Annotated in this window: 20 protein-coding genes; 8 read left to right on the forward strand and 12 right to left on the reverse strand. The window is 64.2% G+C overall.

The genetic code is table 11. From position 1 onward, the window contains the following. The first annotated feature begins 69 nt into the window (after positions 1-69). From dhaK to LB528_RS16765, 3 genes are all read left to right on the forward strand, one after another. On the forward strand, positions 70-1,056 hold the full coding sequence (gene dhaK, locus LB528_RS16755) for a dihydroxyacetone kinase subunit DhaK (protein WP_224511573.1): 987 nt from the start codon (positions 70-72) through the stop codon (positions 1,054-1,056). 273 nt (positions 1,057-1,329) lie between these two features. Continuing rightward, the gene (locus tag LB528_RS16760; protein ID WP_224511575.1) at positions 1,330-2,355 is read left to right on the forward strand and encodes a nucleotidyltransferase family protein; all 1,026 of its coding nucleotides are present in this window, start codon (positions 1,330-1,332) and stop codon (positions 2,353-2,355) included. A gap of 7 nt (positions 2,356-2,362) precedes the next feature. After that, positions 2,363-3,346 (forward strand): formyltransferase family protein, encoded by a 984-nt coding sequence (locus LB528_RS16765; protein WP_224715587.1) that lies wholly within the window; start codon positions 2,363-2,365, stop codon positions 3,344-3,346. A 7-nt stretch (positions 3,347-3,353) separates the two neighbouring features. Here the strand turns inward: LB528_RS16765 and LB528_RS16770 are convergent, their stop codons facing one another. From LB528_RS16770 to LB528_RS16785, 4 genes are all read right to left on the reverse strand, one after another. Further along, a complete protein-coding gene (locus tag LB528_RS16770; RefSeq protein WP_224715588.1) occupies positions 3,354-4,334 on the reverse strand; it encodes a serine kinase in 981 nt (326 codons plus the stop codon). Further along, on the reverse strand, positions 4,331-4,762 hold the full coding sequence (locus LB528_RS16775; RefSeq protein ID WP_224511578.1) for a lasso peptide biosynthesis B2 protein: 432 nt from the start codon (positions 4,760-4,762) through the stop codon (positions 4,331-4,333). The genes LB528_RS16770 and LB528_RS16775 overlap by 4 nt, the downstream gene beginning before the upstream one ends. After that, entirely contained in the window at positions 4,762-5,049 is a 288-nt protein-coding gene (locus LB528_RS16780; RefSeq protein WP_224715589.1) for a PqqD family protein, read from the reverse strand. The genes LB528_RS16775 and LB528_RS16780 overlap by 1 nt, the downstream gene beginning before the upstream one ends. Before the next feature lie 113 nt (positions 5,050-5,162). Beyond that, positions 5,163-5,285 (reverse strand): putative RiPP precursor, encoded by a 123-nt coding sequence (locus tag LB528_RS16785; RefSeq protein ID WP_224715590.1) that lies wholly within the window; start codon positions 5,283-5,285, stop codon positions 5,163-5,165. 472 nt (positions 5,286-5,757) lie between these two features. Here LB528_RS16785 and LB528_RS16790 point away from each other — a divergent pair, with 472 nt between their 5' ends. The 3 genes from LB528_RS16790 to LB528_RS16800 all read left to right on the forward strand — a co-directional run bounded on the left by LB528_RS16790 (position 5,758) and on the right by LB528_RS16800 (position 9,731). Continuing rightward, a complete protein-coding gene (locus tag LB528_RS16790; protein WP_224715591.1) occupies positions 5,758-7,665 on the forward strand; it encodes a propionyl-CoA synthetase in 1,908 nt (635 codons plus the stop codon). A 122-nt stretch (positions 7,666-7,787) separates the two neighbouring features. Beyond that, positions 7,788-8,867, forward strand: a complete 1,080-nt coding sequence (locus tag LB528_RS16795; RefSeq protein WP_224715592.1) for an acyltransferase family protein — start codon at positions 7,788-7,790, stop codon at positions 8,865-8,867. Positions 8,868-9,017: 150 nt separating this feature from the next. Further along, positions 9,018-9,731 carry a metallophosphoesterase gene (locus LB528_RS16800; protein ID WP_224715593.1) on the forward strand — a complete coding sequence of 238 codons (714 nt, stop codon included), beginning with the start codon at positions 9,018-9,020 and terminating at the stop codon, positions 9,729-9,731. An 11-nt stretch (positions 9,732-9,742) separates the two neighbouring features. Here LB528_RS16800 and LB528_RS16805 read toward each other — a convergent pair whose 3' ends face one another. From LB528_RS16805 to LB528_RS16830, 6 genes are all read right to left on the reverse strand, one after another. Next, complete coding sequence (locus tag LB528_RS16805; RefSeq protein ID WP_224715594.1) at positions 9,743-12,124, reverse strand: polysaccharide biosynthesis tyrosine autokinase; 2,382 nt, start codon at positions 12,122-12,124, stop codon at positions 9,743-9,745. Positions 12,125-12,291: 167 nt separating this feature from the next. Then, a complete protein-coding gene (locus LB528_RS16810; RefSeq protein ID WP_224715595.1) occupies positions 12,292-13,188 on the reverse strand; it encodes a UTP--glucose-1-phosphate uridylyltransferase in 897 nt (298 codons plus the stop codon). A 32-nt stretch (positions 13,189-13,220) separates the two neighbouring features. Further along, positions 13,221-14,204, reverse strand: a complete 984-nt coding sequence (locus LB528_RS16815; RefSeq protein ID WP_224715596.1) for a glycosyltransferase family 2 protein — start codon at positions 14,202-14,204, stop codon at positions 13,221-13,223. Next, entirely contained in the window at positions 14,194-15,132 is a 939-nt protein-coding gene (locus LB528_RS16820; protein ID WP_224511588.1) for a glycosyltransferase, read from the reverse strand. Before LB528_RS16820 ends, LB528_RS16815 begins: the two co-directional genes overlap by 11 nt. Continuing rightward, on the reverse strand, positions 15,132-16,121 hold the full coding sequence (locus tag LB528_RS16825) for a glycosyltransferase family 2 protein (RefSeq protein ID WP_224715657.1): 990 nt from the start codon (positions 16,119-16,121) through the stop codon (positions 15,132-15,134). Before LB528_RS16825 ends, LB528_RS16820 begins: the two co-directional genes overlap by 1 nt. Positions 16,122-16,144: 23 nt before the next feature. Next, entirely contained in the window at positions 16,145-17,317 is a 1,173-nt protein-coding gene (locus tag LB528_RS16830; protein WP_224715597.1) for a glycosyltransferase, read from the reverse strand. Positions 17,318-17,514: 197 nt separating this feature from the next. On the opposite strand from LB528_RS16830, the gene LB528_RS16835 reads away from it, so the two are divergent. Both LB528_RS16835 and LB528_RS16840 read left to right on the forward strand, forming a co-directional pair. After that, the gene (locus LB528_RS16835) at positions 17,515-19,011 is read left to right on the forward strand and encodes a lipopolysaccharide biosynthesis protein (RefSeq protein WP_224715598.1); all 1,497 of its coding nucleotides are present in this window, start codon (positions 17,515-17,517) and stop codon (positions 19,009-19,011) included. Between the two features lie 39 nt (positions 19,012-19,050). After that, positions 19,051-20,073 carry a phosphoribosyltransferase gene (locus LB528_RS16840; protein WP_224715599.1) on the forward strand — a complete coding sequence of 341 codons (1,023 nt, stop codon included), beginning with the start codon at positions 19,051-19,053 and terminating at the stop codon, positions 20,071-20,073. A 2-nt stretch (positions 20,074-20,075) separates the two neighbouring features. On the opposite strand, the gene LB528_RS16845 is transcribed toward LB528_RS16840, so the two are convergent. Both LB528_RS16845 and LB528_RS16850 read right to left on the reverse strand, forming a co-directional pair. Beyond that, positions 20,076-21,155: a glycosyltransferase gene (locus LB528_RS16845; protein ID WP_224511592.1), complete on the reverse strand. Its 1,080-nt coding sequence runs from the start codon at positions 21,153-21,155 to the stop codon at positions 20,076-20,078. A 49-nt stretch (positions 21,156-21,204) separates the two neighbouring features. Beyond that, on the reverse strand, positions 21,205-22,425 hold the full coding sequence (locus tag LB528_RS16850) for a glycosyltransferase family 2 protein (RefSeq protein WP_224715600.1): 1,221 nt from the start codon (positions 22,423-22,425) through the stop codon (positions 21,205-21,207). Positions 22,426-22,447 lie beyond the last annotated feature (22 nt).

Here is a 22,447-nt window from a genome sequence, read left to right on the forward strand (position 1 = left end):
AAGTCCAGGAAGTATGTCGCGGTTTTCCGTTCGGGATTGCGTAAACTGAAGACAGTCGGGAGGACCGTCATGAAGAAATTCATCAATTCGGTGGACACGGTGCTGGCCGAAAGCCTCGATGGCTTTGCGGCGGCTCATGCCGATATCCTCGTGCTCGGAGACGACCGCAAATTCATCCGCCGCAGGGCGTTGAAGCCCGGCAAAGTGGCGCTGATCTCGGGCGGCGGCTCCGGCCACGAGCCGCTGCATGGCGGTTTTGTCGGCCACGGCATGCTGGACGCCGCCTGCCCCGGCCAGGTCTTCACCTCGCCGACGCCCGACCAGATGCTGGCGGCCGTTGAGGCCGTCGACACCGGCGCCGGCTGCCTGTTCATCGTCAAGAACTATGAGGGCGATGTGATGAATTTCGACATGGCGGCAGAAATGGCGGACGGCGTGCTGCAAGTGGTGACCAATGACGACGTCGCGGTCGAGAACTCGTCCTACACGACCGGACGGCGCGGGGTGGCCGGCACGCTGGTGGTGGAAAAGATCGTCGGCGCGGCGGCCGAGCAAGGCATGGCCCTGCCCGATCTCAAGGCGCTGGGCGAGCGCGTCAATGCCGCGACGCGCTCCATGGGCGTGGCGCTGACCAGCGGCACGGTGCCGGCCGCCGGCAAGCCGACCTTCGAGATCGGCGATGGCGAGATGGAATTCGGCGTCGGCATCCATGGCGAGCCCGGCCGGCGCCGCGACGCATTGAAGAGCGCCGATGCCATCGCCGAGGAGGTCTGCGCGGCGATCGCCGGAGACCTTGGCGACCGCGCCAAAGGACCGGCGCTGCTGTTCGTCAACGGCTTCGGCAGCACGCCGTCGATGGAGCTCTATCTGATGTACAACAGCGCCCGCAGGATGTTCGAGAAGCAGGGCGTGACGGTGGTCCGCTCGCTCGTCGGGTCCTATGTCACCTCGCTCGACATGGCGGGATGCTCGATCACGCTGACCATGCTGGACGACGAAACGTCAACATTATGGGACGCGCCGGTACACACAGCGGCGCTGCGCTGGGGCATTTAGAGGCGCAAGGAAAGCTGCGAACCTGGCTTAGGCAGGTGTTTTCGAGGCAACGGCTACTACAGTGGACAGCTTACCTGCCTTGCGCAGAACTGGCGCTTGATATTGCTTCTTGGTCATTTTCATGCCTCCGACTCCAGGTCGTGAGAATGCGGCAAGCTATTCACACTGTCAATTCATGCGTGAGCTTCGCCCTCTCGCTGCTGGCGTCCCTGATGCTTTTCTGCAACCATATCCGCCATATCTGTCTTCTATAACCAATCCCGACCAGATTTGATGCTGCCATCTCTTGCCCCCGCCGATGAAAAACTGCTGCTGACCTTCGCCGACCCCGAGGCACCGGCTGCTGTCGGCAGGGATGTTGCGGCTAAAACTCTGCTGGCGCTGCTCGTCAACGCCCAGTTTCACGGCGTGCTGCCGATCATGCTGCGCAAACTCAGGGAGATCGGTGGCGCTCGACTGCCGCAGGACCCAACCCTGCAGCGGAGACTGTCGGAGTTGCGCGACGAGGCGACGATGGCGACCGGCCAATCGATGCTGCTGCAATATCACGGCGACCGCATCATGAAGGCGCTGGCGGCAAAGGGCGTGCCGGCCCGGATCGTCAAGGGGCCGGTGTTCGCGCGCAAGCTCTATAGCCAGGTTGCGGACCGTCCCTTCACCGACATCGACATTCTCGTCGATCCCGCCAGCATCGAGGCGGCCAACCGGACGATCGGCGAATGCGGCTTCGAACTCGGCAGCGACGAGCCCCGGTCGCATGAACTGCAGGAATTCAAATGGCTGGAGAAAGAGAACTCCAGCCTGCTGGTCGAATTGCATGGCAATCTGGTGCACGACACCGGCATGCGCAGACGCCTGTCGCTTGGCTTCCGCGAGTTGCAGGCAATCGACGGCAGCGAAACCGACACGCCGGCCGCGCTGCTCACCATTGCCATCGTCCATGCCGCCGGCGGCCACAAGTTCCACCGCCTGCAGCTGTGCGTCGACGTGCTGCAAGGCGTGCGGGCGCTGAAATCGCCCCAAGCGGAAGCGCGGCTGCTCGATGCCGCCCGGATGACCGGCATCGAGCTCGAGCTGGCCACGGTCCTCAACGTCACCGGACGCCTGTTCGCCGCGCCGCGCGCGATCGAGCTCGCCGACCGCATCAAGCCGGACCTCTCGATCCGACTGGCCAAATGGCTGATCACCGGCAACATGCTGCTTCGGGTCAATTCTCGCGAGAAGCTGCGCTCGCGCCTCAGCCGCGATGCCTTCCGCTGGGTCCAGAGGCTGGCACGGCCGCGACCATATCCAGCCTGAGCTCGGCATGGAGAAACCGCTCTCGGCCGTATTCATCACCGAGGTTTCGTCCGTCACCGCGCCAATGCTTGCGCGCTGGGCAAATGACGGCCACCAAATCGCTGCCGTGGTCGTGCCGGGGCCACGTGCCGGCAAGCGCTTCAGCTTCAGTACCCTGCGCCGCCGCCTTCGGCGACGGTTTGCGTTGATATCTCATTCCAGACACGCCACGCCACCGCTGATCGAATTCAGCCCGCCGCATGATTGGGATGCGCTCGGGCGGGAGCTCAGCGTGCTCGGCGCCGATCTTCTGATCTGTTTCGGATACGGCAAGCTGATCCCGCGAACCGCGCTGGAGCTGTTCCCAAAGGGTGGCCTCAACCTGCATCCCGCGCTTCTGCCGCACTATCGCGGCCCGCATCCGATTCACCGCCTAGTTATCGACCGGATGCATGAAGCCCATGGCGGCGTGACCTTGCACAAGATGACATCCGGCTTCGATGAGGGCGATATCCTGGCGCAGGTCGGTTTTGCAGCAGAGGATTGGCGTTCGGCCGCAACGGTGAACCGGGCCCTGGCCGACGCGATGGCCGTGCTCGCGGCGGATATCGCGCCCGAGTTTTGCCGGGGCAGGCTTGCCGGAATGCCTCAGCCGGATGGGGCATATGTCTGGGCACGCATCGAGCCCGGTCCGTTGATCGTCGGCACGCAATCGTCAAGCGACCATGTCGCGCGGCTGTGCCGGGTCGTCGGGTCGAGTGTTCCGGTCAGTGTGCTGATCAACGGAAGGCCGGTCCGGCTGGCTCAGCCGATCCGCCGCCTGGGACCACCCAGCGGCGAAGCGGCGAAATGCCGATGGGGACTGGTGGAGTTCGACTGCGCCGACGCGCGCGTCGTCCATCTGGCTTACAACAAGCTGTCCAAGCTGTTGCTGCGACGGCAGTCGAAACCCCGCCATGGCCGGTGGAAGCAGCGATCCTTCGACATCCGGCGTTTCGGCGCGAAGGACTGAGCGCGCGTCAACTTGGCAGCGCAGCCTGGATCAACGCAGCCGCATCCGCGGGACTTGCCCCGACTTCCAGCGTGAAGGTCGGCACCGCCTTCACCAGGGCCGCGATGGTCGCCATGCGCCTTTTCTGCAGCGACAGCAGGCCGGTCATGCCGGTGCGCACGTTGTCGGTAGCCAAAGCCACCATGGCGTCGGTCCTGGCCATCGGCAGCAGCCGGGTCTCGGCGTCTGCCGAGCGCGCAAGGTGCAGGAGCGCAGCGACGGGCCTGGCGCGCACATCCTCGACACGAATGATTTCGCCGAGGCGGTCCAGCGAAACGGATTGCTCGCCCTCGGGGTCCCATTTTTCGCCGAGGCAAGGGGCAACGAAGGGCAGCATCGCCGCCGTGTTGCGATGGACCTTCACCCTGCGCGGCATGCCCCAGGCCATAATGCTCTGCGTCCTTGCATTGAGGATCATGACGTCGTCAGAGCAGAGGCCGAAGCCCCGCGACGCAAGTGCCAGCGACGTCGTCGACTTGCCGATGCCGCTTGGCGCATGGATGAGAACAAGGCCGTCCTTTCCAGGCAAAGTAAGACCCGCGGTGTGCAGCATGTGCTGGCCGTCCGCATCGAGCGCCGCATCCAGCACCATCACCAGCAGCGTCCACTTGATCTTGCTGTCCGGACGAAGACGGATTTCGGCCCGGCGCTCGCCGTCGCGGATCGACACCGTCTGCTGGCCCGGAAAGACGAGGTGGAAGACGCTGCCCGCGTCGAACATGCGGCAATGGCCGTCCAGCGGAACCTCGCCTTCGAAGGCCAGTTTTCCTTCGGGGTTCTCCGGCAGCTCAAGCGTTTCGACGATGTCGACGAGAAAACCGGGCGGGACGGGCTCGTTCACGCGCAGGGTGCCGAGCATCAGGTCGAAGCTCGGCCACAGATCGGCACGCGCGGCGGTGATGCCAATGACCTGGCCGTTGAGGTCGTAGCGGAAAGTCTGATCGGTCAAGCGGCTGGCGCCTTCATCCTGGCCGGGTGGCGGTAGATCTCCACCATGCCGGGCTGGCTGTCGCTGACCACCGGCTTGCCGTCGAGGCAGACCCAGCAATGCGCCGACAGGCGAGGCTCGTGCATCGAGCTGGCATCGACGCCGAAACGCAGTTCCGGGTCGAGGCCGGCCATGCGCAGAAAACGAAAACCGAGCAGGCCTTCCCGAAGGCATCTGCGGTCGCGCATCAGCCAAGGGCGCCGCACCGTTCGTTTGACGCGATGGACGATGTAGGCCCAGGGCAAGTCGCGATAGGGCGCAGGCGACTGCAGCGGCGCCAGTTTCAACACGCTTTCGAAATCGCGCCGGCCCACCAGCACCGGCATCAGCCGGGCGCTGAGCCACAAATGGGCGCGAAACAGGACGCGCAGGACCAGCCCGTCGGCCATCACGCGCCCGGGGCGGCGAGGATGCCTTCGGCCACCAGCTCGGCGGCCAATTCGGCCATGTCCTGGTCGAGCGTCGCCTTGTCGATCTCGAATTCGTCCGACAGCAGGTCGACGATCTGGTTGAGGTTACGCGCGCCGTTCACCTTGTCGAGAAAAGCCTCGGTCGTGTCGTTGCAGGTGTAAAGCTGGCCGCTTCGCGCCAAAAGCACGACGGCGCCATCGCCGACATGCTGCACGGAGGCGTCGTCCGCCATCCGCAGCACCGTTTCAGAGCCAATCTCAGCCAAGCGCCCGCTCCCCTTCGCCCGGGAGGAAATAGCGCGCCAACCTTGCACTGTCCATCATTTCGCGCCGAAGTTGCGCAGTTGCGGCGGCCGTCTTGCGGCGAATGGCCGAAGCGTCAGCCGATCGGACCGCTTGCGAGCGCCACGACATGCGACAGCTTCTCGCGCTTGATCAGCACCGGCTTTTCGTAAGTTTTCTTCATGAGAATCCCCCAAGGAACAATCCACGGCATGAGCATGACGGGTAACCGCGCCCACTGTCAAGCCGGCGGCCAGGCCGCCAGGGTTGCCTTCCTGCCGTTGGGTAAGCTATGAGTCCGCCGGCTTTGGGGAGTGATCTGTATGCGTTACAATTGGGAACGGGCTCCGACGGCGTTCGAGCGCCATCGGAAGGCGCTTGCGGCGGCCATCCTGATCGCGGGCGGTGTCGGGCTGATGCTGGCGGCGCTGCCGCTTTAAGCCGGCTGATATAGCGGACCCTGACGGCGGCGCCTCGAGATAGGCGCCGGACGGAGCCGTTTACTGGCGATGTCGACCAAAATGCAGGAAGACATGGCCGGCAAGAACGACTTGAAGCGTTTCGCCCTTCACAGAACGGCGAACCGCTCCATCTCCTTGTTTTTACGCATTCCGGACGGAAACCGTTTCACACTTTTTCCTGGAATTGCTCTAGGCTATTCCCAGACGCAGAATGTCCTGAGAGGAATGTCTATGGCCTCACGCTACCATGAAGTCTATGAGGGTTGGAAACGCGACCCCATAGGATTCTGGGCCGAGGCGGCGAAGGCGATCGACTGGTATAGGCCGGCCGACAAGGTCTTCGATCCGGCAGAAGGCGTCTATGGCCGCTGGTTCGTCGGCGCCACCTGCAACACCTGCTACAATGCAATCGACCGCCATGTTGCGGGCGGCCGCGCCGACCAGCTGGCGCTGATCCATGACAGCGCGATCACCGGCACGACCCGAAAATTCACCTATGCCGAATTGAAGCGCGAGGTCGTCGCGCTGGCTTCGGTGCTGAGGCATCGCGGCATCGGCAAGGGCGACCGCGTCATCATCTATATGCCGATGGTGGCGGAAGCGGCCATCGCCATGCTCGCCTCAGCGAGGCTGGGCGCAGTGCATTCGGTGGTATTCGGCGGCTTCGCCTCGCATGAGCTCGCCACCCGCATCGACGACGCCAAGCCGAAGCTGATCATCACCGCCTCTTGCGGCCTGGAGCCCGGACGCACGGTCGCCTACAAGCCCTTGCTCGACAAGGCGATCGAGATGTCGAAGCACAAGCCCGACGCCTGCCTGATCCTGCAGCGCGAGCAACTGCGCTGCGAGATGAAGGACAATTACGATTTCGACTATGCGGACGCGGTGGCGCGTGAACGTGCGGCCGGCGCCAATGTCGACTGCGTGCCGGTGCTGGCCACCGACCCGCTCTACATCATCTACACCTCCGGCACCACCGGCCAGCCGAAAGGCATCGTGCGCGACAATGGCGGCCACATGGTCGCGCTGAAATGGACCATGGACAATGAATTCGGTGTCAAGCCGGGCGAAGTGTTCTGGGCGGCTTCCGACGTCGGCTGGGTGGTCGGCCATTCCTACATCGTCTACGGGCCGCTTCTGCATGGCTGCACCAGCGTGCTGTTCGAAGGCAAGCCGATCGGCACGCCGGACGCCGGCACCTACTGGCGAGTGATCTCTGAGCATGGCGTGGTGGCGCTGTTCACCGCGCCGACCGCATTCCGCGCCATCAAGGGGCAGGATCCCAAGGGCGAGTTCGTGCCGAAATACGACCTGTCGAAATTCCGCACTTTGTTCCTGGCCGGCGAGCGCGCCGATCCCGAAACCATCAAATGGGCGGAGCAGAAGCTCGACCGTCCGGTCATCGACCATTGGTGGCAGACCGAAACCGGCTCGCCGATGACGATCAATCCGGCGGGCCTCGGGCTTCTGCCGGTGAAATACGGCTCGCCCGGTGTGCCGATGCCGGGCTACGACATCCGCATCCTCGACGATGCCGGACACGAGGTGGCGCGCGGCACGCTCGGCAATGTAGTGGTCAAGCTGCCGCTGCCAGCCGGCTGCCTGCCGACGCTGTGGAATGCCGATGCCCGCTTCCGCCAGGCATACCTCGAAGAGTTCCCCGGCTACTACAAGACGGCCGATGCCGGCATGATGGACGAGGACGGCTATCTCTACGTAATGGCCCGCACCGATGACATCATCAACGTCGCCGGCCACCGTCTGTCGACCGGCGCCATGGAAGAGGTCCTGGCGGCCCACCCCGATGTCGCCGAATGCGCGGTCATCGGCATAGCCGATGCCATGAAGGGCCAAGTGCCGCTCGGCTTCGTCGTGCTCAATGCCGGCGTGTCGCGCGATACCGCAGCGATCGAAAGCGAAGTGGTGGGACTGGTGCGCGAGCGGATCGGCCCGGTTGCCGCCTTCAAGACCGTGGTGACGATCAAGCGGCTGCCCAAGACCCGTTCCGGCAAGATCCTGCGCGGCACGATGCAGAAGATCGCCGACAAAGAGGAATGGACGATGCCGGCGACCATTGACGATCCGGCGATCCTCGACGAGATCACGGCGGCGCTAAAGGGACGCGGCATCGGCCTGTAGCCGCCCGGCGGACGACCGCGTTAAGGAAGAATTCACGAATTTATCCCGCACTGCAATCGCTTGTTGTGCAATGCGGCAACAGACTTTAAAGTTTGCATGGGGGGCCATACCGAAGGCACGGCATGGCTCAGCACAAGACGACATTCGGCGGCGTCGACATACTGCGATTCCTGGCCGCTGTCATGGTGATGTTCTATCACTATGGCTTCTGGGTGTGGGCCTTCCCCGACGGCATTTCGGCCCGCGCCACCGGGGGTATCCCGGCCCATCCCGAAATGGCCTTCGCCGGCTCCGGCTGGGTCGGCGTGCAGGTGTTCTTCGTTATCAGCGGTTTCGTCATCGCCTTCAGTGCCGAGAACGCGACGCCGCTGAAATTCTTCGAGGCGCGCTTCAGGCGGCTGGTGCCGGCGGTCTGGATCTGCGCGCCGATCTCCGCGATCGTCCTGCTCACGGTCGGCCTCTCCTGGCCAACGGACGCCGTGATCCGCCTTGTCCGCACCGGGCTGTTCGTGCCCTTCGAGCCGTGGGTGGACAGCGTCTATTGGACGCTCGGCATCGAGATCGCCTTCTATGCCATCGTCTGGGCCCTGCTGCGGCTCGGCCGTTTCGACCTGATGGAACCGGCAGCCATCGTCATCGGCCTCGTCAGCACCTTGTTCTGGTGCGCCTATTTCGCCTTCGGCTGGACCGGTCTCGCCGAGACGCGCTGGCTGCAGCTGACGCTGGTGCATCACGGCGCATTCTTCGCCGTCGGCGTGCTTTTGTGGCTGATGCTTTTCAAGGCGACGACCCTGCCGCGCCTCGCCTTCACGGCCCTGTTCCTGTTCGCGGGCGCGCTGCAGATCGCAAGCTCGGTCGACGTGCACTCCATCAAAGTCGAAGCCGCCATGCCTTACGCGGCGCCGATCGTCATCTTCCTGACGGCTGTCGCGCTGATGGCGTGGTCGCTACGCCTCGACCTTTCCTGGTCCGGCTGGCGACGGATCGGGCTGATGACCTATCCGCTGTATCTCATCCACGATGTCGTCGGCGCGGCGATGCTCGGCGCCCTGATGCGCGCCGGCGTGCCCTATCTGGCCGCTATTCCCGTCGTCGGTGCCGCCATAATCGCGGTGAGCTGGCTGATTGCGGCCGAGGCCGAGCCGCGCATCCGGCTGCTCTTCGACCACACGCTGTTCCGCTATCGGTTGAAGGCCGCCTGACGACGCGACTGCCGATCGCGCGCCGGTGTGGAATTGTTTGCATTCGGCATGATATCGAGGCGCAGATCAGTGCAAGTAGCCGAGCCTCAATCCGTGAATCTTTTCCAACGATCGAGACGCCCTCGACCCGCGCCACGCGAGCGCCTCGTCATGGACATGCGCGACACGGTCGTCTACGCGATCGGCGACGTGCATGGCTGCCATGACGAGCTGCGCACGCTGGAGCAAAATATCCAGATCGATGCGCAGCGCTTCCGCGGCCGCAAGATCATCATCATGCTGGGCGACTATGTCGACCGCGGGCCGCATTCGCGGCGCGTGATCGACCATCTGATGGCGCCGCCGCCGAAGGGCTTCCAGCGCATCTGCCTCGTGGGAAACCATGAAGTCGCGCTGCTCCTCTATCTGGACGGTCACCTCTCGCGTGAAACCTGGCTCGGCTATGGCGGCCGCGAAACCCTGTTCTCCTATGGCCTCGACCCTGACCGGTTGATAAGCCTCTACGGTTCGAGCGAGCAGGCGGATGCGCGCATACGCGAGGCCATTCCAGCCAGCCATGTCGATTTCCTGCGCACGTTGCCGGCGATGGTCTGCTCCGACCAATTCGTCTTCGTGCATGCCGGCATCCGGCCCGGCATCGCGCTCGAGGCGCAGGACGAGGGCGATCTCCTCAACATCCGCGAGGAGTTCTTCCAGGCGGCGCATCGCCTCGACCGCTGGGTGGTGCACGGGCACACGATCGTCGACGCTCCGACGCTCGACGGACGCCGACTCGACATCGACACCGGCGCCTTTCAAACGGGACGGCTGACCGCGCTCAGGATCGTCGGCAAATACGGCCGGCTGCTGTCTTCAAGAGATTAGGGACAAGCGCCTCAAGCAGCTTGCTTCGCGCGCGTCTCCGACTTCTCCAGATAGTAGCTCGAATAGCGGTCGAAGAACCTTTCCGAACCGCCGAGCGAGCCGTATTTGGCCAGCTTTTTCAGATCGACCTTGTTGAGCACCGCGCCGATCACCTTGTTGGCGATATAGGGCTCGGATTCCAGCATCGAGCGCACCATGTTGCGGGGCGTGCGGCCCCATTCGGTGACCAGCACGAAGCCGTCGACCAGCGGCGCGAAGGCTTTGGCGTCGACGACCGGGCCGAGCGGCGGCAGGTCGACGATGATGTATTCGAACGTCTCCTTGGCGTTCTCGATGAAGCGCCGCATGCCGGCCGAGCCCAGAAGCTCGCTGGTGTGCGAGAACTGGCCGCGCAGCACGGCGGGAATGATCGCTAGCTTGGTCTGGCGGTCGACCTTGCCGACCGACTGCCAGGTCTGGCCGTTGACCACCGCTTCCATCAGGCCATGCTCGGCCTCCATGCCGAGGCTGCGGCTCAAGCCCGGATTGCGCAGGTCGCCGTCGATGAGCAAGGTCTTGGCGCCGTTCGCAGCGAGCAGGCCGGCGAGATTCGCGGCCACCGTCGACTTACCCTCCCCGGGCAGCACCGAAATGACGCCGATCACCCGGCTGCCGCGGTCTTCCATCACCACGTCGAACGCGATCTTGGCGTTGCGCAGCGTCTCGGCGAACATCGAGGCCGGAGCGTCGATGCTGACACGCATGCGCGCCCGCCTCTCAGCCGCAGAGAGACTGGCCACCTTGCCGTCGGCCGGCAGGTCGTCGGCTTTGGTATCCTTGGCCTTGCCGCCGCCGATCGTCGGCAGATAGCCGAGGAATTTCAGGCGGACGCGGTCACGAATGTCCTCGCCCGTCCTGAAGAAACGCTCGTTGAACTCGTTGAGGCCACCGAAGCCGGCGCCAAGCATCAGGCCGAGCACCAGCGACAGCGCCAGCACGCGCAAGGTGCGCGGGCTGGAGGCCGCGAGCGGCATCGACGCGTCGGAAATGATGCGGACCTTGCCGACCGGGAAGGACTGCTGCTGCGAGGCTTCCTCATAGCGGCTGAGGAAGGTCTGGTATAGCGTGGTCAGCGCCTGCGCCTGCTGGTCGAGCTCCTTCAGCTTCACCTGCGACTGGTTGTCGATCGAGCTCTTGCCGGCGGCGGTGGAAATCTTGTCGCGCAATGCCTTCTCGCGCGCCTGCGCCACTTCGAAATCGTTGCGGTAGCTTTCGGTGAGCTGCTTCAGCTGGCCGAAGATCTGCGCCGAGACGTCGGCTTTTTCCTTGGCCAGCGCGACCGCCTGCGGGTGATCCTTGCCGAAATTCGTCTCGACGTCCTGCAGGCGCTTGGCGATGGCCAGATAGCGGGTCTTGAGCGCGATGATGACCGAGCTGCTCGGCTGATCCGAACCGATGGCCGAATCGTTGAAGGCACTTTCGGAGCCGCTGTCGACGATCGCCTTGTATTGCTGGTAGCGGGCGCTGGCCCTGGCAGTATCGGCCTGGGCGACGATGAGCTGCGCGTTGAGATCGGCGAGCTGCTTGTCGCTCAGCAACTGGCCGTCGCTGTTGGCGGAGAGCCCATGTTCGGCCCTGAACTTCTCGACCGCCATCGCAGCTCGCTGGGAACTTTCGCGCAACTCGGTGAGCCGGCCCTGCAGCCACAAGGCCGCGCGCTCGGTAGCGTCGAAGCTGGCGTTGAGCTGGTCCGCCAGATAGGCATCGGCATAAGCCTTGGTGATGGCCGTGGCCAGAGCTGGATCCGGCGCCTGGTAGCCGATCGAAATCACGTAGCTGCGGCCGTTGCGCTGCGCCAGCACCTCGCTCTGCAGCTTCAGCACCGCGTAGTCATGCGTCGCCGTCTTGATCATGGCCTGGCGCGTCGCCTCGTCGACATTCTCAATGCCGGGGATGTCATTCGCCGAGCTGCTACGAAAATAGCCGACCACGCCGCGCAGGAAGCCGACGCCCTTGGCCAGAGCCGATTGGGGCGGGTTCATGAACGCGTCGTTCTGATCGAGCTTCAGCTTGTCGACCACCACCGAGGCCAGGCGCGCCGAGGTCAGGATTTCGATCTGGCTGAGCAGCGAAGCGTCGGTCTGCATGGTTTGCGACGCCGCCGAAATGTCGTCGACGACCTTGTTCAGGCCCTCGTCGATCAGGACGCTCGCCACGGACATATATTGCTTGGGCGTGGTCTGCAGATAGATCACGCCCAGAAACAGGCCGATGGCGGCGCAGACCGCCACGACCTTGGCCTGTCGGGCGGCCATGCCAAGCAGACGCTCGACATCGATGAAGTCTTCACCCTTTTCCGGATCGGTGCTGGGCAACGGCATTCTCTTGTCGAGAGGGAAGTTGGCATAGTTCATAGTCGGTCCAATTCCAGGTTGCAGGCGCTATCGGCCTTGGTAGATCGGCGTCGTGACCAGAAAAGACCGCGCAACGTTGTTGCCAGGATACGCCGGGCCGGAAGGCCCGGACGCTGGTGTGGCTGTCGCGCCATCGCGAAACCGCATATGCACCCGAAAGATGGGCATTATGCGGCTACTTCCCGGCGCTCATGCGACCGGACAAATTGCTGTAGCATCTCGAAGACAGGGCCTTTCATGTCGTCGCGCGCCAGGGCGAAGGCGATGGTGGCCTCGATGAAGCCCTCCTTGGAGCCGCAGTCGAACATGCGGCCATCGAAAGGCTGGGCGTAGAAAGGCTGGCTCTGAGCCAGACGCACCATGGCATCGGTGAGCTGGATTTCGTTGCCGGCGCCGCGCTGCTGATTGCCAAGCAGGGCAAAGATCTCCGGCTGCAGCACGTAGCGGCCGTTGATGTAGAAATTCGACGGCGCCTTGACGGGCGCCGGCTTTTCAACCATTGCCGTGATCTCGAAGCCGGAGCCGACCTCGTCGCCGCGGCCGACAATACCGTATTTGCCGGTTTCGGCCGGGTCGCAGCGCTCGACGGCAACCACATTGCCGCCGGTGCGCTGGTAAAGGTCGACCGTCTCGGCGAGGCAGCCGCGCGCGCCGAAGGACACCATGTCGGGAAGCAGCAGGGCGAAAGGCTCATTGCCGATCACTTCGCGCGCGCACCATACGGCGTGGCCGAGGCCCTGCGGCGACTGCTGGCGAATGAAGGAGGTGGCGCCGGCCTCCGGCAGCAGGCTTTCCAGCGATTCGAGCTGGGCCTTCTTGCCGGTCTGCTCCAGCGTGCCGATCAGTTCAGGATGCAGGTCGAAATAGTCCTCGATGACCGCCTTGTTGCGGCCGGTGACGAAGACGATGTGCTCGATGCCGGCCTCGAATGCTTCGTCGACGGCATATTGCACGACAGGCTTGTCGACGACGGGCAGCATTTCCTTCGGCAACGACTTGGTCGCCGGCAGGAACCGCGTTCCGAGCCCCGCCACCGGAATGACTGCCTTCCTGACTTTCTGCATCTGATATTCCTTCTGACAGAAAAGATTTCTACCTAATCGCTGGCTATAAAAACGCCCGCATGCTTCGTCTCCCCACCCCGACGGCAAAGCTGTGCCGCAACCCTTCTGAGCCGGACTGCGATAGGCATACTCATATGCCTGATCGCGGCCGGATCCCTGAGCGCCGCGCCGATCGCCTTGAGCGGCGCACGCGCCTTGATGTGTTGAACCAGGGACAGGAACGACGACGCCTTGCGCAGGCTGCGGCCACGCCTGGCGAAGGCCGCCTTTGCGCTGCTGTCCATGGGAAATGCCGCCGCGAAGGCAGCGTCGGCGCGCGTCATCGCCTCGACGTGATGCAATTCGAGCACCCGTGAGATCGAGCCGGTGCGGATATGGTAGACATAGCCGACGGTCGGCTCGACCACGCAGCGGCCACCGCTGGCCAGCGCGCTCGCCAGAAGAATGTAGTCCTCGCCGATGCGCAGCTTCTCGTCGTAGCGCAGCCTGTTGTCATCGAGAAAGCGGCGCTGGAAGATCGGCTTGAGATAGCCGAAATTGAAGCGCGATTCGAAGACCAGATTGCCGGCGATGTAGTCGGCCAGCGAGATTTCGCGCAGGCCTTCGAGATAGCCGGCCGGGAACATGACATCGTCGGGCGTGCCGTCCTCGCGCACGACCTGCACATTGTCGACCGCAATCTGGGCGCCAGCCGCTTCGGCGCGGGAGATCATCGTGGCCAGGCGGTCGGGAAGAACCGCATCGTCGGAATCGAGCACCGCCACCCAGCGGCCCCTTGCAAGGTCGAGTCCGGCATTGCGGGCGCCGCCCGGACCACGATTGGCGGGCAGCGCCACCACCTTGACGATATCTTGCGGATAGGCGCGCGCCACATCCAGCGTGCCGTCGCGCGACTGGTCGTCGACGACGATGACCTCGACGGTCACGCCGAGTTGCGCGATCGCGCCGGCGATGGCGCGGTCGAGAGTCGCTTCCGCGTTATAGGCGGCGATGACGAAGCTGACGTCAGGCTGCACGCTTGTTCCCTTGTTCTGGCGACGTGAGGCCGTATTGGCGGATTTCACGGACGCCGACCAAACCGCTGACGACACCAAGGTGCATAATGCCGCGCAGCACGCTGCGGTTCCGCCGCACCGGGCTGATCGCGGTCAAAATCGCCATGCCGAAGCAGTAAGCGGCCTTGGCGGAAGCCAGCCCGACCTGGCCGGCGCGGCGCAACCCGCCGGCGCCGCGCCCGATCAGATGCCCATGCGTCTGCCCAAAGCGGAAGCGGCGGCGGCGCAGCCAGTCGAACGCGGCCCTGGCGCGCGGCACGACCTCTTCGACGAAGGCTTGCGGAGCGAAGGCGATGCGGCCGCCGGCCTTGACCATGGCGTCGAAGAACTCGGTATCCTCGCCGCCGGTCTGGCCGCGTGCCAGGCTGAAGCGCCGGCCGCGCAGGCTCGCATCGGTCATTCTAAGCAGGACGTTGCAGGTGTAACCGGTTCGAATCTCGCCGCGCACCCAGACCGGCAAGGTGGAATGGAAGTCGCCCTTTTGCATCCAGTCCGGCGCATCGGGGCGGTAATGCGCCCGCACCGGACCGAGCACCGCCGCGGCGCCTGTGGCGTCGGCTGCCGCCATCAATTCGACCAGCCAGGAGAGCGACGCCGTCTCGTCGTCGTCGATGAAGGCGACGAAGTCCGAAACGCTGGCGTCGAGGCAGGCGTTGCGCGCGATCGAGATGTTGCGCGCCGGCGCGTGGCGATAGCGGATCGGCAGCTTCAGCTCCTCGGCCAAAGCCTTCACCAGTTTCTGCGCGCTGGGCTCGTCATCATTGTCGGCAATGACGATTCCGATGTCCAAACCCTTGGGCCTCTCGAGCGCGGCGACGGAGCGCAGCGTGTCGGCCAGCTCCGGCCGACGGAAAGTGCAGATGCAGATGTCGATCGAGCGCCCGGCCATCACGCCGCCTTGCGCTGCGAGCGGGACGTCAAAATTTGCTGCCAGAACCCGACGGACCAGCCGAAATGCATGACCATCGCAGAGACGCCGGCGAGCGCTATGCCGGCGTTGCGCTGGCGTATCGCCGTCACCAGGCCGTAACCGAGGCACACCGTCGCCCATAAGAGGAACGGCACCGCCGCCAGCCAATGGGCGAAGGAAAACAGGGCGAGCAGCACCACTGGCGCTACCAGCAACGGGATCATCTGCCGGACCTTCGGCACCATGCGGTGCTTCAGCACGTTCCTGGCGCGACCGCGGCCATAGCCGAGATACTGGAAATAGAGGCTCTTCAGCGTCGAGCGCGGATAATAGACCATCTGCGTCCTGCCGCTCATCCAGATGCGGTAGCCGGCCTGGCGCAGGCGGTAGTCGAGCTCGGCGTCCTCATTGTGGCTGAAGCTCTCGTCATAGCCGCCGACATGCCGGAAGGCGGCGATGCGCATCAGCGCGTGATGGCCGTGGTCGACCCATTCGCCCTCGGGTATGTGCCGGTGCTTCGAGCCGCCAGTGCCGAGCTTGGAGTTTTGCGCCGCCGCCACGGCCTTCTGCACGGCGCCGGTGCCGGCAGTCAGCATCGAAACGACGACCGAATCGGCGCCGGTGGCAAGGGCTTCCTCAACCAGCCGGTCGCAATAGTCGTCCGGATAGCCGCCATGCGCATCGATGCGGATAAGGTAGTCGACGCCTTCGCCGAGACTCGCTACAGCGAGATTGATGGCGGCGCTCTGGAGGCGCTTCGGATTGGCGAGCAGGACGACCCGGGGATCCTTCGCCACGATGTTTTCGACGATGGCTTGCGTGCCATCCGTGCTGCCGCCGTCGGCGACGACGATGCGGCCGCCTAGCCGTGCCGCCGCGGGCTGCAATTGGTCGAGCAGGCCGCCGATATGGGCCGCCTCGTTGAGGCAGGGAATGACGATCAGGATCGATGGGGTCGCCTGCGCCATCGGTTCTTGTGCGCCCTCTGCCATCACGCCGCCGCCTCCGTCACAAAAGTTGATGGCAGGGCGGCGAGGCCGCGCAGCTTTTCGACGAAAGCCGCGCAGTCGCTGCGGTCGTAGCTCCAGGTGCGCGGATTGCGCGCCAGCACCCGCGACTTCAGGCCGTGATATCGATCCTGATCCATCTGGCCGAGCATCGCTTCGATGCCCTCGGGCGTGGCTTCGGACAGAAGCACGCCAATATCCTGCTGCTTCAGGAACCGGCCGGTTTCGGTGCCCGCCATCGAGATCGGCACGGCGCCGAAGCGGCAGCCCTCATAGAGACGGTTGGGAAGCAGCCATTCGGAATTCTGGCCGGCCTCGAAGAAATCGATCGCCCAGGAGAAATGCACCTGCCCGTAGATGGCCGCCATATCTTCCGGATTGCGGTAAGGGCCGCCGAACGAAAGCCACGGCTCGGCCTCGACGAAGCCGTGAAAGTCCGGAAATTCGGACAGCGCCGGACGTCCCCTGAGCACGACCTCGAAACGCCCCCCCTGCCGGCGGGTGAAGTCGGCGAGCAGCTCCAGCGAGCGGCGGCAGCGCAGCGCGCCGAACCAGCCGATGCGCCAGGGCGGCGCCGTCGGACCGTCGTCCTCGGAAGAATGCGCAGCGACGATGGACGCCGTCTCGAAATATTTGTTCTCGATCAGCTCGACGGGTGCGACGATCTGCCCGAAAGGCTGGAAATAATTGGCGACGAAGGCCGGCGAACTCGTCACCAGAAGCTTCACGTCGCGGGCGAGATGACGTTCGGCGCCGCGCAGCGTCCTGCCGACAAAATCGTCGCGCAACACCAGGCGATGGATGTCCAGGCATTCATAGACGATCGGCACGTTTGTCCCGAGGGCGGCATTGGCGCGGCGGGCCAGCGCCAGCATTTCGAGGTTGCGTGCGATGATCAGATCGGGCCTGGGCATGGCGCCCAGCTTCGCGCCGATAGACATGGCTGCCTTGGCGACAGCACTGAGGCGCTGCGCGAATCGGCCGTCGCGCGTCGCGCCGAGGTCGACAGGCTTGATGCCTTCGATCTCGGCGACCGGGCTGGTGGTGCGGCGGAAGCCCGCCAGGGTGACCCTGGCGCCGCCTGCCTTGAGCATCTGTACCCTCCGGCGCACCGCCGGGTCGGATACGTCATGCACAAGGTACAAGACATGCAGCATGTAACTCGACCGCTGTTGGCCCACCCATCGGGGATGCTAGTACAGCTTTTGCTGCATCGCAACAATTTTGGTGCGGCGTAGCAAGCGCCCGCATAATTTTTTGTTGCACTGCAAAAACGTCTTAAGGTAGCTTATGCATGGCGGTGGGCGCCGGTCGCGACGATGTCGGGCCGGTCGCAAGATCAGGGATCCTGAATTTGGAAACCAGTGCATTCGATCCGCCCGAGGGCTCTCTGCGCAAATCGGTCGGACGAGGCGCGGCCGTCACCGCGATCGCGCAAGGCGTGCGGGTGGCGACGCAGATCATCTCCGTCATAGTGCTGTCGCGGCTTTTGTCGCCGCAGGATTTCGGTGTCGTGGCGATGTGCGCGCCGGTGCTTGCCTTCATCGCGCTGTTCCAGGATTTCGGCCTGACCCAGGCGACGATCCAGAAGACCGGTATCCGCCACGAAGAGGTCAATTACCTGTTCTGGATCAACGTGGCCGTCAGCACCCTGCTCGCCTGCGTGCTCGCGGCTTCGGCGCCGCTGGTCGCCGCCTTCTATGGCGAGCCGCGCGTGACAGGCCTCGTCGCCGCCTTCGGCCTGCAGATCATCGCCTATGGCCTGGGAGCCCAGCATGTGGCGCTGCTGACCCGCCGCATGGAGTTCACGCGGCTGGCCATCATCGACATCGCCAGCGCCGTCCTCGGCGTCGCCGTCTCGATCCTCTGGACCCTCATCGATCGCTCCTACTGGGCGCTTTTCGCCGGCACGCTGGCAAGCGCCGTGCTGCCGACCCTGTGCTACTGGTACTCCTCGCGCTGGCGCCCGGGCCTGCCGCGCAAGGTCGACGGCATCGGCGCGCTGATCAATTTCGGCGCCGGCATCACCGGCTTCAACTTCGCCAATTTCTTTGCCCGTAACCTCGACAATGTGCTGATCGGCAAACACTGGGGCGAAGCGCAGCTCGGCCTCTATGACCGCGCCTACAAGCTTTTGCTTTTTCCGCTCAGCCAGATCACCAACCCGCTGGCGAAGGTGATGGTGCCGGCGCTATCGCGGCTGAAGGATGAGCCGGACCGCTACCGCAGCGCCTATCTGCGCGTCATGCCGCTGATCCTGCTGGTGGCGCTTCCTGGCGTCGCCTTCGCCACCGCCATGTCCGACACGCTCATTCCCTTCGTGCTCGGCGAGCAGTGGCGGGGAAGCGCGCCGATCTTCCTGGCGCTGGGCTTTGCCGGATTACTGCAGCCGCTCAACAACCCCGCGGGATGGCTGTTCGTAAGTCAGGGCCGCTCGGGCGACTTCATGCGCTGGGGCATCGTCACCGCCGTGACCTCGGTGCTGGCCTTCGCCATCGGCCTTCCTTACGGGGCGCTGGGTGTGGCCGTCGCCTACGCGATCAGCGAATACATGCGCACGCCCTTCCTGTGGCTCTATGTCGGCAGACACGGACCGCTCAAGGCCAGCCATGTGCTTCATGCGGCATTGCCTTTCGTGCTTGGCGCTCATCTGGCGTTCGCCGCGGTCTGGCTCGCCAAGCCGATGCTGCAGGCGCCGCCCGTCGTCGTGCTGGCCGCTGCCGCGGCGCTCTCCTATGTAGCCACCATCGTTGTCGCGCTGGCATTTAGCGCCGGCCGTGAAGCACTTCGCGAAGCGTTGCGGCTAATCCCGGCGCGGGGCTTCCTCGCCGCCCCGAGCGGGGCGAAATGAGCCCGCGCGACACGCTGATCTCAGGACAGGGGTGACCGCATGAACTATCGATCGATTTCAGACATGAACGACGCGATCGTGCGCAACCTGCACCGGTTGCCGCGCGACATCGACCTGGTCGTCGGCGTGCCGAGGAGCGGCATCCTCGCCGCGACGCTGGTCAGCCTGACGGCGAACATCCCGATGACCGATCTCGACAGTTTCCTTGCCGGCAGGATCTATACGTCTGGCATTACGAAACGCTGGGCGGGCCTCGACCGGCAGGCTTCCGAGATGCGCAAGATCCTGGTGATCGACGACAGCATCATCGGCGGCACCGCCATGCGCGACGCGCGCGAAAAGGTCGCGGCCAGCGGCATCGAAGGCGATTTCATCTTCGCCGCCGTGTTCGGGCTGTCGCTGCAGCATGAGGAAACCGACATCGTCTTCGAGGCCGTGCCGCATCCGCGGATGTTCCAGTGGAATTTCATGCACCACATGTTCCTCGAGCAGTGCTGCGTCGACATTGACGGCGTGCTCTGCCTCGATCCGACCGAGGAAGAAAACGACGATGGCCCGGCCTACGAGAAATTCCTGGCCGAGGCGCGGCCGCTGCTCGGGCCGACCCGCAAGATCGGCTGGCTGGTGACGAGCCGCCTGGAAAAATACCGCAAGCTGACGGAGGCTTGGCTCGCCAGCCGCGACATCAAATATGATCATCTCATCATGCTCGACCTGCCGAACAAGGCCGAGCGGCAGCGGCTCGGCGCGCATGGCAGCTTCAAGGCCGAGTTCTACCGCAAGTCGGACGCCATCCTGTTCATCGAGAGCGAGCACGAGCAGGCGCTGAGGATCGCCAAGCTCTCGGGCAAGCCGGTGCTGTGCGTCGAAACCAACATCGTGAGCCTGCCCGACCCGATGTCGCTGCCGGCGCTGCAGCAGGCAGCGCGCAACCTGCCGGCGCGGCTCAGGCAGATGAATTCGTCCGACGGGCGAAAGCGGGCCGTCAAGGCGACGGCGCGGGCCTTGCTCGGTGAGCGCGGCTATGAGGCGCTGAAGAACCGGGTGAAGCGCCCGGCGTAGAGCTATGCGGCGCGGCGGACGCCCTGCCGGGCCGCCCTTTCGAGCAGATCGAGAAATATCACCAGCTGCCGCGCGGGGTCGAGCTCCGGGCGTTTGGAGAAGGCGAGAGCTGCGGCCGAAAGCCGCTCGTATTCCTGGCGGTCGTTCCACAGGCGCCTCACCGCCGCGGCCCAGTCGGCGAGCGGGGCATCGTAGTCGAGCACCACGCCGCCGGGACCGATGGCTTCGGGCAGGCCGCCGCGCCTCGAGCCGACGACAGGGATGCCGCTGCAGTGCGCCTCGGACGCCACGCGTCCCCAGGCTTCTTCCCATTTGCTCGGAGCAAGCAGTATCCTGGTGCGGCCATAGACCGTCTTCATGTCATCGGTGCGGTTCTCGAGCGTGACGTTCGACAGCGGCGCGATGGTCTTTTCGACGCGGGCGCGATGCTCTTCGTCCAGCTTCCAGCTTTCCACGAACAGGAACGGAATCTCCGGGCAGGCGGCCGCAATCCTCACCGCCAGATCGAACCCTTTCTCCTCATAGGGGTTGATCATGGTGACGAATTCGCCGGTCGTATGCGTGCAGTAGAGGGCGTCGTTGATGGTCGGCGGAAGAACGATGGACTCGATGCCGAACTTTTCCTTGTAGGTGCGCGCGGTGAATTCCGAATTGGCGATGTACAAAGCTGAATTGAGCTCGCGCGGATCGCCGGCGAGCTCGTGGAATTCGACATTGTGCAGATAGACGACCAGCGGCACGCCTTCGGCCAGAAGCGCCTTTCCGAGCAGGACGGACTTGTGGCACTGCACGACGGCGACGTCTGGCGTGGTCTTCTCGACGGCGAAGCCGGCCGCCTCCCAGGGGAACCAGGCACGCATCACCGGATAGCCGGGAAAATTGTCGATGACCGCGGGCTGCCGCAACAACTTCATCTTGGCGCGCGCCTTCAAGCCGAACACGCCATCGCCGAACAATGAGGCGAGGACAGACGCCTGATGGCCGTGCTCGATCAGCTGTTCGACCAGGTGGTGGGTGTTGGATTGCACGCCGCCGGAGAACTCGGGAATGTACCCGTTGCCGCTTGCGAAAAGCACTTTCATCGTTCTGCTCCTAATTCGGCGCGGGCGAGTATCCGCAAGCCACGGCCCATCAGCTTGCGCTGCGCGCCAAGGGAAGCTTCGACGTCATCGCCTGGCACAGCCTGCCGAGCGAGGCGGAAAGCGACAATGTCGAATACTCCCGCAACAGCTTCGATGCCGGGATCACTTTTCCTGCCTTCAAGTCCCGCGCCAGGTAGTGCGGGAAGGAATGCATGTATTCCCTGACGATATCGGCCTTGAGAGGCCCCGACTTCCATGCCTTCACCGCCGAGACGAATGCGTCGGCGGGGGCGGATGCCAGGCCCGTGTCATAGGCTTCGAAGGTGCGCCGCACGATGGCGCGTTCCTTGTCGCTGAGCGACGTCTTTCCGGCTCGCTCGGCAAGCTGGGCATAGCGGCGGATGTCCGCGGCCGCGTGGTGCCATAGGCCCTTCCTGGCCATGATGCTCGAGCGCTGCAGCAGCGCCTGCATCTCGAGATCGGCCGTCTTCGGCAAGGCCTGTTCCGAGCGATCGAGATATTCGTGCAGATCGACCGACTTGTAGATCTCTTCCATGATCACGCGGTCATACGAGCCCCAGGCTTTTATCCGGTCGGTATAGGAAATGACGACTTTGGTGCTGCCGCGAACCATGTCGTGCTGGCGCTGGAAGAACATCAGGCCGTCGACCCTGACGCCCTTGAACCGGCGCGCGAGCCTCAGCATCATCTCATAGTCCTGCGACCGCACCAGGGTTTCGTTGAAGCCACCCACCTCGTCATAGCATTTGCGGCGCACCAACAGGCCCGGCTGGTGGACGTGGCAATATTCGAGATGGGACGGGAAGAAATTGTCCTGGCTGACATGGCCGAAGGCGACGATCTCGTAGTCCTGCTCCTTGATCTGGGCCGAGCGCTGGAAACGCGCATATTCGCCGAAAGCGAAATCGGCATCCGGTTCCCGCTCGAAGGCGGCGAGAAACCGTTCCAGCGCCGTCGGGTGCGCGACATCGTCGTCGTCGAATATCCAGACGAAATCCCCTGTGCAGTGCTTCAGGGCGAAGTTCAGCGCCGTCGACTTGCCGCCATTCTCCTTGCGGTAATATTCGACCGGCGCCGGGAAAGAGGCCGCCACCGCGCCGGTATTGTCCGTCGACCCGTCATCCACGATCAGGATCTGATCCGGCAGCACGGTCTGCCGCAGCAGGCTGCCGATGGATTCGGGCAGGAATTTTTCGCGGTTGAAGGTAGGGACGATGACGGTGACCGTCGGTTTGCGCTGTGCAGCCATTGGCGACCTCATTCTATCTTCT

Origin of the sequence: Mesorhizobium sp. CA4 (genome assembly GCF_020165075.1) — a bacterium.
Lineage (GTDB): Bacteria > Pseudomonadota > Alphaproteobacteria > Rhizobiales > Rhizobiaceae > Mesorhizobium.

Coding starts and splice junctions, on each gene's coding strand:
- LB528_RS16820 (WP_224511588.1), bottom strand. CDS start 15,132: ATGGCCGGGCGCTCGATCGACATCTGCATCTGCACTTTCCGTCGGCCG.
- LB528_RS16845 (WP_224511592.1), bottom strand. CDS start 21,155: ATGAAAGTGCTTTTCGCAAGCGGCAACGGGTACATTCCCGAGTTCTCC.
- LB528_RS16775 (WP_224511578.1), bottom strand. CDS start 4,762: ATGGCCGACGGGCTGGTCCTGCGCGTCCTGTTTCGCGCCCATTTGTGG.
- LB528_RS16810 (WP_224715595.1), bottom strand. CDS start 13,188: ATGCAGAAAGTCAGGAAGGCAGTCATTCCGGTGGCGGGGCTCGGAACG.
- LB528_RS16785 (WP_224715590.1), bottom strand. CDS start 5,285: ATGCTCATGCCGTGGATTGTTCCTTGGGGGATTCTCATGAAGAAAACT.
- LB528_RS16825 (WP_224715657.1), bottom strand. CDS start 16,121: ATGGCGCAGGCGACCCCATCGATCCTGATCGTCATTCCCTGCCTCAAC.
- LB528_RS16795 (WP_224715592.1), top strand. CDS start 7,788: ATGGCTCAGCACAAGACGACATTCGGCGGCGTCGACATACTGCGATTC.
- LB528_RS16790 (WP_224715591.1), top strand. CDS start 5,758: ATGGCCTCACGCTACCATGAAGTCTATGAGGGTTGGAAACGCGACCCC.
- dhaK (WP_224511573.1), top strand. CDS start 70: ATGAAGAAATTCATCAATTCGGTGGACACGGTGCTGGCCGAAAGCCTC.
- LB528_RS16830 (WP_224715597.1), bottom strand. CDS start 17,317: ATGCTGCATGTCTTGTACCTTGTGCATGACGTATCCGACCCGGCGGTG.
- LB528_RS16800 (WP_224715593.1), top strand. CDS start 9,018: ATGGACATGCGCGACACGGTCGTCTACGCGATCGGCGACGTGCATGGC.
- LB528_RS16840 (WP_224715599.1), top strand. CDS start 19,051: ATGAACTATCGATCGATTTCAGACATGAACGACGCGATCGTGCGCAAC.
- LB528_RS16765 (WP_224715587.1), top strand. CDS start 2,363: ATGGAGAAACCGCTCTCGGCCGTATTCATCACCGAGGTTTCGTCCGTC.
- LB528_RS16760 (WP_224511575.1), top strand. CDS start 1,330: ATGCTGCCATCTCTTGCCCCCGCCGATGAAAAACTGCTGCTGACCTTC.
- LB528_RS16805 (WP_224715594.1), bottom strand. CDS start 12,124: ATGAACTATGCCAACTTCCCTCTCGACAAGAGAATGCCGTTGCCCAGC.
- LB528_RS16850 (WP_224715600.1), bottom strand. CDS start 22,425: ATGGCTGCACAGCGCAAACCGACGGTCACCGTCATCGTCCCTACCTTC.